This window comes from Kitasatospora sp. NPDC101176 (assembly GCF_044768035.1).
GTDB lineage: Bacteria > Actinomycetota > Actinomycetes > Streptomycetales > Streptomycetaceae > Kitasatospora.
Genome location: NZ_JBIWPA010000004.1, coordinates 333,332 through 343,678, shown reverse-complemented (window position 1 = coordinate 343,678; position 10,347 = coordinate 333,332). Strand labels below are relative to the sequence as shown.

The following is a 10,347-nucleotide window of genomic DNA, read 5'->3' as shown; positions in this document are numbered from 1 at the left end:
GGGGGGGGGGCGGCGGGGCGGGGGGGCCCGCCCGGGGGGGGGGGCCCGCCGGCCCCCCCCCCCCCCCGCGGGGCCCGGGCCCCCCCCCTGCTCCCGGGGGGGGCCCGCGGCCCGTTCCGCACACCGCCCCACCCCGCGCCACCAGCAGATTCCCGACCGTTCGAACACCACCCAATGGGGTGAATCAGACGGTTTTCCCCTTCCCTCCCGGAATGACGCTGTGCAAAGCTTTCATTACCCTCGGTTTACCGAGTCTTGATGGTCCGTTCCGGACGGCCCCGGCGAGACGTCCCGCACCTCGCCCGGCCCCCTGGCGGGCCCTGATGGTCGACGCCCGGCCGGTGACACCCGCACTCCCCGCCGCGCCCACGCCATCCCGCCACACCGTCGCGACCCACGACAGCCGATCCGCCCCGGAGCCCCACCCCGGACTCACCGCCGGACCTGACTGCGTTCGTTCCCCCGGACAGACGGGAAGACCATGACCCTCGACATCTCCAGCGCACCCATCGCCTCCGACACCACCGACCACGCCCCGCCGGGCCCCGGCGGCCGCGCCCGCTGGGCGCAGGACCTCTCGGCCTCCCTGGTGGTCTTCCTGATCGCCGTGCCGTTCTCCCTCGGCATCGCGCTCGCCACCGGCGCCCCGCTGACCGCGGGCCTCGCCGCGGCCGCCGTCGGCGGCATCGTAGTCGGACTGTTCGGCGGCACCCCGCTGCAGGTCAGCGGGCCCTCGGCCGCGCTGACGGTGATCACCGCCGGGCTGATCGGCCAGTACGGCTGGCAGGCCACCTGCGCCATCACCCTCACCGCCGGCCTGCTCCAACTCCTCCTCGGCGTACGGCGGGTGGCCCGCACGGCACTCGCCGTCTCGCCCGCCATCGTGCACGGCATGCTGGCCGGGGTCGGGCTGACCATCGCCATCGCCCAGCTCCACGTCGTCCTGGGCGGCTCCCCGCAGAGCTCCGCGATCGCCAACATCATCGCGCTGCCCGGGCAGTTGGGCGCCCCGCACCCGCCCGCGCTGCTGGTCGGCGCGGTGACGGTGGCCGTCCTGCTCGGCTGGCCCCGGCTGGCCCGACTCCCCGGCCGCGCCGGCGCGTTGGGCGCGAAGCTGGCCAAGGTGCCGGGGCCGCTGGCCGCCGTCGCCGCCGCCACCGCGCTCGCCCTGGCCCTGGGCCTGCGGCTCGCCCACATCGGGCTGCCCGCCTGGGAGCCGCACGCCCTGGTGCCCGCACTGCCGCACGGTCCGCTCGCCGGTGTGCTGGCCGCCGTCCTCACCGTCACCGCCGTCGCCAGCGTGGAGTCGCTGCTGTCCGCCGTCGCGGTCGACCGGATGTCGCACCGCACCGGCGACCTCGACCGCGAACTGCGCGGCCAGGGCCTGGCCAACATGGTCAGCGGGCTGGTCGGAGGGCTGCCCATCGCGGGCGGCGCCGTCCGCAGCACGGCCAACGTCCGGGCCGGCGCCCAGAGCCGGTGGGCCTCCGTGCTGCACGGCGCCTGGGTGCTCGCCGCCGCGCTGGCGCTGACCGGCGGGCTGCGCCGGATCCCGCTCTCCGCGCTGGCCGCGCTGGTCCTGGTGGTCGGGCTGCAGATGGTCAGCTTCGCGCACATCCGCAACGTGCACCGGCACCGCGAGTTCCCGGTCTACCTGACCACCGTGCTCGGCGTGGTGGCCTTCGGCGTGCTGTGGGGCGTCGCGTTCGGCGCCGGCACCGCCGTGCTGCTGGCGCTCTACCGGCTGACCCGCGCCCACGTGGACGTGCTGCCCGGCCCGGACGGCGCGGTCACCGTCCAGACGCACGGCCCGCTCACCTTCACCGCCGTCCCCCGGCTGAGCCGGGCGCTGGCCGGGATCCCGGCCGGCGCCGAGGTCACGGTGGTCCACGATGGCTCCTTCCTGGACCACGCCGCGTTCGAGACGCTGCACAGCTGGCGGACGGGCCACCAGGCGGCCGGCGGCCGGGTCTCGATGGTGACGCGCCGCCAGGACGACGAGGTGCTCGACCCCGACGGCACCGTACGGGCCGGCAGCTCCCCCGGCCCGCACCGCTGCCGGGCCTGGACGCCCTGGGTCGGCCACCACTGCATCGAGCAGCAGGAGGACCCGCACGGGCGGCTGCTGGACGGCGTCCGGGTGTTCCAGCAGCACACCGCCCCGCTGATCCGGCCCGAACTCGCCCGGCTGGCCCGGGAGGGGCAGACCCCGTCCCAGCTCTTCCTGACCTGCGCGGACTCGCGGATGGTCACCAGCATGATCACCAATAGCGGCCCGGGGGACCTCTTCACCGTCCGCAACGTGGGCAACCTGGTACCGGCCCCGTTCGAGCCGGGCGCGGCCGACGACTCGGTGGCCGCCGCGGTGCAGTACGCGGTCGAGGTGCTGGAGGTGCGCTCGATCACGGTCTGCGGCCACTCCGGCTGCGGCGCCATGAAGGCCCTGCTGGACGGCGTGCACGAGCGCCCCGGGCCGCCCACCCCGCTGGCCCGCTGGCTGCGCAACGGCCGCGGGGCGCTGGACCGGCTCCGCCGGGTGCCCGCCGGGTTCGACGACCGCCCGGTGGTCGACCTGGTGGAGCAGCTCTGCCTCACCAACGTGGTCCAGCAGTTGGACCAGCTGATGGCGAACCCGGCCGTGGAGCGCCGGGTCGAGGAGGGCTCCCTGCGGCTGGTCGGGATGTACTTCGACTTCGCCACCGCCCAGGCCTACGTGCTCGACCGCGCCAGCGGGACGTTCAGCGCGGTCGGGCCGGTCGGGCCGGCGGGAGCCGACACGGCCGAACGGGTGAATGAGGACGGGCGGGTTCCCGTCGACGCCGGAGGGGAGGCCCCCGAGCTGGCCGCCTGAGAGCCGGGCCCGTGTCCCCGCCGGGCGGGCCGGGGCACGGGCTCCAGCCACCGTGCGGCCCGTCGCCCCGAGGGCGGCGGGCCGCACGGCACGGCGTTCGACAGTCGGTCAAAGGTCTACACCAATTCCAAGGAGCCTCTTGTCAAGTGCCCCGTTCGCCTGGTGAGCTGTGCGCTGGGACACACGGGACAATCCCCACGCACGGGATCGTCCCCGATCATGACTCGATGAGGAGTGCGCGTTGAGCAACGAGAGCCTGGCCAACCTGCTCAAGGAGGAGCGGCGTTTCGCCCCGCCGGCAGAGCTCGCCGCAGCCGCCAACGTCACCGCGGCCGCGTACGCGCAGGCCTCCGAGGACCGTCTGGGGTTCTGGGCCGAGCAGGCCCGCCGGCTGAGCTGGGAGGTCGAGCCGACCCAGACGCTGGACTGGTCGAACCCGCCGTTCGCCAAGTGGTTCGCCGACGGCACCCTCAACGTGGCCTACAACTGCGTGGACCGCCACGTCGAGAACGGCCTGGGCGAGCGGGTCGCGATCCACTTCGAGGGCGAGCCCGGTGACGGCCGCTCGATCACCTACGCCCAGCTCAAGGACGAGGTCTCGCAGGCCGCCAACGCGCTGCTGGAACTCGGCGTGCGCAAGGGCGACCGGGTCGCCGTCTACCTGCCGATGATCGCCGAGGCCGTCATCGCGATGCTCGCCTGCGCCCGGATCGGCGCCACCCACTCGGTGGTCTTCGGCGGCTTCTCCGCCGACGCGGTCGCCTCCCGCATCCAGGACGCCCGGGCCAAACTCGTCATCACCGCCGACGGCGGCTACCGCCGCGGCAAGCCCTCCGCGCTCAAGCCCGCCATCGACGAGGCCCTGACCAAGGTCGACGGCGTCGAACACGTCCTGGTGGTGCGCCGCACCGGTCAGGACACCGCCTTCACCGAGGGCCGCGACGTGTGGTGGCACGAGATCACCGCACGCCAGTCCACCGAGCACACCCCCGAGGCGCACGAGGCCGAGCACCCGCTGTTCATCCTCTACACCTCCGGCACCACCGGGAAGCCCAAGGGCATCCTGCACACCTCCGGCGGCTACCTCACCCAGGCCGCCTACACCCACCACGCGGTGTTCGACCTGAAGCCGGACACCGACGTGTACTGGTGCACCGCGGACATCGGCTGGGTCACCGGCCACTCGTACATCGTCTACGGCCCGCTCGCCAACGGCGCGACCCAGGTCGTCTACGAGGGCACCCCGGACACCCCGCACCAGGGCCGGTTCTGGGAGATCGTGCAGAAGTACGGCGTCACCATCCTCTACACCGCCCCCACCGCGATCCGCACCTTCATGAAGTGGGGCGACGACATCCCCGCCAAGTTCGACCTCTCCTCGCTGAGGGTGCTGGGCAGCGTCGGCGAGCCGATCAACCCCGAGGCGTGGATCTGGTACCGCGAGCACATCGGCGCCGGCAAGGCCCCGATCGTGGACACCTGGTGGCAGACCGAGACCGGCGCGATGATGATCAGCCCGCTGCCCGGTGTCACCGAGACCAAGCCCGGCTCGGCCCAGCGCGCCCTGCCCGGCATCGCCGCCACCGTCGTCGACGACGAGGCCAACGAGGTCCCCAACGGCTCCGGCGGCTACCTCGTCCTGACCGAGCCGTGGCCCTCCATGCTCCGCACCATCTGGGGCGACGACCAGCGCTACATCGACACCTACTGGTCCCGCTTCGAAGGCCGCTACTTCGCGGGCGACGGCGCCAAGAAGGACGAGGACGGCGACATCTGGCTCCTCGGCCGGGTCGACGACGTGATGCTCGTCTCCGGCCACAACATCTCCACCACCGAGGTCGAGTCCGCCCTCGTCGGCCACCCCGCCGTGGCCGAGTCCGCGGTCGTCGGCGCCACCGACGCCACCACCGGCCAGGCCATCGTCGCCTTCGTCATCCTGCGCGGCACGGCCACCGACACCCCCGAACTCGTCGAGGAACTGCGCGCCCACGTCGGCCGCACCCTGGGCCCGATCGCCAAGCCCAAGCAGATCAAGGTCGTCGGCGAACTCCCCAAGACCCGCTCCGGCAAGATCATGCGCCGCCTCCTGCGCGACATCGCCGAAGGCCGCGAGGTCGGCGACACCACCACGCTCGCCGACAGCACCGTGATGAGCCAGATCCAGGCCCAGCTCCCGCCCACCGCCAGCAACGGCTGAGCTGCGCGACCGGTCTGACCGGTGCCCCGGGCGGTGACCACCGCCCGGGGCACCGTCGTCACTCCGGCACCACCCCGCCCGGCGCTGCCCGCCCACCGCGCCCGGTGGACCGGGCACCGCCGGCCCCGCCCTCCGCGACCCCGCCGTCCTCGCCGCCGACGCCGTCGCTCCCGGCCGTCCGGTCGGCGGCCATCGTCCGCAGGGTGTCGTACGCGCGCTGGACGAAGCCGCGGCTGCGCAGCGACCGGGCCCCGGCCATGACCGCGAGGCCCACCTCCGCCCGTGGACTGAACCCGACGAAGGCGGTACCGCCGCGGGTCGACCCGGTGTGGAACACCAGCTCCTCCTCCACCCCCTCGTCCTCCCCCGGCCCGGCCCCGGCCGTCCGGTCCGGGCCCGCCCCCGAGCGCTGGTTCCAGCCCAGGCAGATCCGGGTCCCGCCGCCGCGGCGTCGCCCGGCCCGCGGCCGGCGGACCTCGCCGAGCGCGGTCCGCAGCACCGCCGCGTCGGCCGGCTCCGGGAGCGGAACGGCGTCCAGCGACAGGTGCGCCTGCAGGTAGCGGAGCATGTCGTCGGCGGTCGAGCGCAGGGCCGCCGCGCCGGGCAGGGCCGGCAGCCGGAACGACGGCACCCGGCGGCCGCGCCGGTACCGGGCGACGTCCTCCGGGCCGGGCCCGCAGGAGGTGTCCACCAGGCCGAGCGGCCCGCAGACCCGGGCGGCCAGCAGGTCGTCGTAACGCTGTCCGGCCGCGTTGGCCAGCAGCATCCCGAGCAGTCCGCAGCCGAGGTTGGAGTAGCGCACCTGCGTGCCCGGAGTCCCCCGGACGGGGGTCCGCGGCAGTGCCCCGAGCAGGTGGGCGGGGCCGAACGTGGCGTACGGGCGGGTGAACCACCGGGGGGCCACGGCCGGCAGCAGACCGACCGGCGACCGGGGCAGGCCCGAGGTGTGGGTGGCCAGGTGGAGCAGGGTGATCGGCCGCTCGTGCGGGTAGCCGGGGGCGGCGTGCGCGGGGAGGTAGCGGTCGATCGGGTCGTCGTAGCGGACGTCCCCCCGGGCGGCCATCTCGGCCAGCAGCAGGCCGGTGAAGGTCTTGGTGACGGAGCCGAGCTCGAACCGGGTGTCGGCCCGGACGGGGCGTTCGGCGGAGCGGTCGGAGTGGCCCCGGCAGGCGACCGTCCGCTCGGCGCCCCGGATCACGGCGACGGCGATGCCGCCGCCGGGGCCCGCGGCGTGGAACAGCGGGCGGAGCAGGTGGTCGAGGTCCTCGGGGACGTCGGTACCGACCGGGGGGTACAGCGCGGTGTTCATCGGTCGGCGCTCCACCGGGGGAGTCGCCGCGACGGCGGTAAGAGGGGTGGTCTGGGCATGGTCGTGCCTCCGGTCGGTCCCGGCCGTTCCCCACCGGGGGGGGCGCGCCGCCCCGGGTCGGGCGGCGCCTGCGACCGACGATAGGGACGGGTTCACCCGACTGCATGCGGCCGGGGCCATCCGGGTGCAGGGCGGGTGCTCCCCGGGGGTGCGGAAGCCGTCGGCAGGGCTTAAGTCCTTCAGTAGGACGATCCGGTCGTCACCCGAAAGATCCCGCTAGACTGGTAAGGACGCATCAAGGTCCCCGAGCAGGAGACCGGGCGTCACAGGGCGCGCCGGGAAGTCTGGTCGGCAACTGCACCACCCGTGCATCCGTTGCCGCTCCCAGCCCCAGGAGGTCCCGCGTGACCGACCAGCCGCCCGTCCCCGAGCCGACGACCCGCCGGCAGTTCCTCGGCCGGCTGTCCCTGCCCGAGCGGACCTTCATCACCGACGCCCTGCGGACCGAGACGGTCGGCGGCGTGCTGCTGCTCGTCGCCGCCGTGGTGGCCCTGATCTGGGCCAACGTCTGGCCGGAGGCCTACCAGAGCGTCCTCGACCACACCGTCGGCCCGTCCGGCCCGCTCCACCTCGACCTCACCCTCGGCAACTGGGCCAAGGACGGCCTGCTGACGATCTTCTTCTTCGTGGCCGGCATCGAGCTCAAGCGCGAGTTCGTCGCGGGCGAGCTGCGCACCCCGAGCGCCGCGCTGCTGCCGGTGGTCGCCGCGGTCTGCGGCGTGGCCCTGCCCGCCGTCCTCTTCACGCTCGTCAACTCGGGCGGCGGCGGCCACCCCGGCGGCTGGGCGATCCCGACCGCCACCGACATCGCCTTCGCGCTCGGCGTGCTGGCCGTGGTCGGCAGCCACCTGCCGTCCGCCCTGCGCGCCTTCCTGCTGACCCTCGCCGTGGTGGACGACCTGATCGCGATCCTGATCATCGCGGTCTTCTACAGCTCCGGCATCAAGTTCTGGGCGCTCGGACTGGCGCTGGCCGGCCTGGTGCTGTTCTGGTTCCTGCACCGGCGCGGGGTGCACGGCTGGTACCTGTTCGTGCCGCTGGCCTTCCTGACCTGGGCGCTGATGCACGAGAGCGGCGTCCACGCCACGGTCGCCGGCGTCGCGATGGGCCTGATGCTGCGCTGCCACCGCGAGGGCGACGAGCAGCAGTCCCCCGGCGAGCACATCGAGCACCTGGTCCGCCCGCTCTCGGCCGGCCTGGCCGTCCCGGTCTTCGCGCTGTTCGCGGCCGGGGTGACGATCTCCGGGCCGGCGCTGCGCGAGGTGTTCACCCAGGCCATGCCGCTCGGCATCGTCATCGGCCTGCTGGTCGGCAAGACGGTCGGCATCTTCGGCGGCACCTGGCTGGCCGCCCGCTTCACCCGGGCCGAACTGAACCCCCGGCTCAGCTGGGCCGACCTCTTCGCGGTCTCGGTGCTCGCCGGCATCGGCTTCACGGTCTCGCTGCTCATCAGCGAGCTGGCCTTCCCCGGCGACCCGGCCCTCGCCGACCTGGCCAAGACCGCCGTCCTGGTCGGCTCGCTGTTCTGCGCGACGATCGCCACCGTGCTGCTCAAGCTGCGCAACCGGCACTACCGCGCGCTGTGCGAGGAGGAGGACCGGGACGTGGACGGCGACGGCGTCCCGGACGTCTACCAGCAGGACGACCCGGCCTGGCGCGCCCGGGTCGCCGACCTCACCCGGCACCCCCGCGAGGAGGGGCCCGGGAAGGCGCCCTGAGGCCCTCCGGCGGCCCTCCCCGGCCCGGGACACGTCCCCCCGGCGGGGCCCCGGAGTGGTGTGCGACTGACCGGTAGGGGCATGATTCTGAGCTGTCGACAGTCCACGGACGCCTCCGGGCCCCCACCGGCCTCCGGAACCGCACCACACGGCGGCGTCACGCCGCACAGCCGCAGAGGAGAACCGCTGATGCCCGCAGGAGCCGCAGACCCGTCCAGCTACGGCCGGGCGCCCTACGAGGGCGAGCGTTCGGTGGGGCAGCTGTTCGCGGCGGCCACCGCCGACCTGTCCGCGCTCGTCCACGACGAGATCGCGCTCGCCAAGGCCGAGATCCGGGCGGACGTCAAGCGCGGCGTGTCCGGGGGCGTCTCACTGGCCGTCGCCGGCGTGGTGCTGCTGGCCTCCGTCCCGATGTTCAGCGCCGCCGCCGCGTTCGGCATCCACGCGCTGGGCCTCTCGCTCGGCTGGTCCTTCCTGATCGTGGCGGCCGCCTACGTGCTGCTCGCGGTGGTGCTCGGGCTGCTGGCCTGGCGCTCGTTCAAGAAGATCGAGAAGCCGCACCGCACCATCGAGGGCGCGCAGAGGACCGCCGACGTGCTGAAGAACGCCCGGCCGCGCCCGGCCACCCAGGAGGAGATCGACCGGGGCCTGGGCCGCATCCCGTAACCGCCCGCCCGCCCGTCCGGTGACGGCCGGTCCGGCGGCCCGCCCGCCCCTCCCCGGTGGCGGCGCGCCGGCCCGTCGGACGGCGGCCCGCCGGGCGCTCCCGGACCCGCCGGGAGCGAGTGCCGGGCACGTGTCCGGCGCACGGATGTGACACGCTCTCGGTATGCCGCTTGACCAGAAGCCCGTACCCGCGCAGCCGTCCGCCGCATCCGGCCCCGCCCCGGCCCCCGGACGGGAGCCCGCCGAGGAGGCCGCCGGCGGTGCCGTCGACGACGCCGCCGAGGCCTGGAGCGTCCGGCAGGCCGGCCCGTGGACGCACCGCGACCTGGCGGCCAACGGCGCCCGGTTCCACATCGCCGAGCTCGGCGCGGGCCCGCTGGTACTGCTGGTGCACGGCTGGCCCGAGTACTGGTGGGCCTGGCGCCACCAGCTGACCGCGCTGGCCGAGGCCGGCTACCGGGCGGTGGCCCTCGACCTGCGGGGCATCGGCGGCAGCGACCGCACCCCGCGCGGGTACGACCCGGGCAACCTGGCACTGGACATCACCGGGGTGATCCGCTCGCTCGGCGAACGCCGGGCGCACCTGGTCGGCCACGCCTCCGGCGGGACGCTGGCCTGGGTCGCGGCGGTGATGCGCCCGTCGGTGATCCAGAGCCTCACCGTCGTCTCCGCCGCACACCCCCGGGACCTGCGCCGGGCCCTGCTGACCGACCGCCGCCAGGCGGCCGCCTTCGAGCACGTGCTGGGCTTCCAGCGGCCGTGGATACCGGAACGCCGCCTGGTGGCCGACGACGCCGCGCTGGTCGGCCACTACCTGGACGCCTGGACCGGGCCGAACCAGCTCGACGGGGCGGCCAAGCACGCGTACCGGCAGGCGATCCAGATCCCGAGCACGGCGCACTGCTCGATCGAGCCGTACCGCTGGCTGCTGCGTTCGATGGCCCGCCCGGACGGCATCCAGTTCGCCCGGCGGATGAAGAAGCCGATCACGGCGCCGACCCTGCACGTCCAGGGCGCGGCGGACCCGGTGCTGCTGTCGCGCACCGCGCTCGGCGGCGGCGAGTACGTGGCGGCGCCGTACCGCTGGCGGCTGCTGCCCGGGGTGGGGCACTTCCCGCACGAGGAGGTCCCGGAGCAGTTCACCGCCGAGCTGCTGGACTGGATCGGCCACCACAAGGAGTGAGGCACGGGCCCTTTCGGCGGGTCCCGCGGGAAGGGCCTTCGGACCCCAACTCCCTTGACGCTGAGCTCATATGACAAGCGCATAGGACAACTTCGACGCGACCCGGGCGATTACCCCCACCGGCCCAGGGGCATCCATTCCGGTATGACCTGGATGCCCGATCGCGGCGGTGCCCCGCGCGCCCAACGCCAGAACAGCTCCCAGCGCTCCGCCCACCGCCCCGACCGGGCGGACGACCTCGGCTTCGACGGCCTCGACCGCCGCCAGCGGCCGGCGCAGCGCCAGCTCGGCATCCCGCGCATCCTGGGCCGGCGCGCCCGCTGGGTCGGCGCACGACTGCGGCGCGAGACCTGAGGCCCCGCG

At 74.6% G+C, this 10,347-nt stretch carries 7 protein-coding genes; 6 read left to right on the top strand and 1 reads right to left on the bottom strand.

Annotated elements, in window-relative coordinates:
* Positions 1-481: 481 nt before the first annotated feature.
* Together ACIRS1_RS09270 and acs are read left to right on the top strand one after the other, a co-directional pair.
* The gene (locus ACIRS1_RS09270; protein WP_402838093.1) at positions 482-2,851 is read left to right on the top strand and encodes a SulP family inorganic anion transporter; all 2,370 of its coding nucleotides are present in this window, start codon (positions 482-484) and stop codon (positions 2,849-2,851) included.
* Positions 2,852-3,092: 241 nt separating this feature from the next.
* The gene (gene acs, locus ACIRS1_RS09265) at positions 3,093-5,048 is read left to right on the top strand and encodes an acetate--CoA ligase (RefSeq protein ID WP_402838091.1); all 1,956 of its coding nucleotides are present in this window, start codon (positions 3,093-3,095) and stop codon (positions 5,046-5,048) included.
* A 58-nt stretch (positions 5,049-5,106) separates the two neighbouring features.
* Here acs and ACIRS1_RS09260 read toward each other — a convergent pair whose 3' ends face one another.
* Complete coding sequence (locus ACIRS1_RS09260) at positions 5,107-6,357, bottom strand: serine hydrolase domain-containing protein (protein ID WP_396317041.1); 1,251 nt, start codon at positions 6,355-6,357, stop codon at positions 5,107-5,109.
* 404 nt (positions 6,358-6,761) lie between these two features.
* Here ACIRS1_RS09260 and nhaA point away from each other — a divergent pair, with 404 nt between their 5' ends.
* From nhaA to ACIRS1_RS09240, 4 genes are all read left to right on the top strand, one after another.
* Entirely contained in the window at positions 6,762-8,135 is a 1,374-nt protein-coding gene (gene nhaA, locus ACIRS1_RS09255) for a Na+/H+ antiporter NhaA (protein WP_396317040.1), read from the top strand.
* 189 nt (positions 8,136-8,324) lie between these two features.
* On the top strand, positions 8,325-8,801 hold the full coding sequence (locus ACIRS1_RS09250; RefSeq protein ID WP_360205490.1) for a phage holin family protein: 477 nt from the start codon (positions 8,325-8,327) through the stop codon (positions 8,799-8,801).
* Positions 8,802-8,964: 163 nt separating this feature from the next.
* On the top strand, positions 8,965-9,984 hold the full coding sequence (locus tag ACIRS1_RS09245) for an alpha/beta hydrolase (RefSeq protein ID WP_360205493.1): 1,020 nt from the start codon (positions 8,965-8,967) through the stop codon (positions 9,982-9,984).
* Between the two features lie 144 nt (positions 9,985-10,128).
* A complete protein-coding gene (locus tag ACIRS1_RS09240; protein WP_360205496.1) occupies positions 10,129-10,338 on the top strand; it encodes a hypothetical protein in 210 nt (69 codons plus the stop codon).
* Positions 10,339-10,347 lie beyond the last annotated feature (9 nt).

Excerpts from the sequence above, each read along its gene's own strand:
- ACIRS1_RS09270 (WP_402838093.1), top strand. The coding sequence starts at position 482 with ATGACCCTCGACATCTCCAGCGCACCCATCGCCTCCGACACCACCGAC.
- ACIRS1_RS09260 (WP_396317041.1), bottom strand. The coding sequence starts at position 6,357 with ATGAACACCGCGCTGTACCCCCCGGTCGGTACCGACGTCCCCGAGGAC.
- ACIRS1_RS09250 (WP_360205490.1), top strand. The coding sequence starts at position 8,325 with ATGCCCGCAGGAGCCGCAGACCCGTCCAGCTACGGCCGGGCGCCCTAC.
- ACIRS1_RS09245 (WP_360205493.1), top strand. The coding sequence starts at position 8,965 with ATGCCGCTTGACCAGAAGCCCGTACCCGCGCAGCCGTCCGCCGCATCC.
- ACIRS1_RS09240 (WP_360205496.1), top strand. The coding sequence starts at position 10,129 with ATGACCTGGATGCCCGATCGCGGCGGTGCCCCGCGCGCCCAACGCCAG.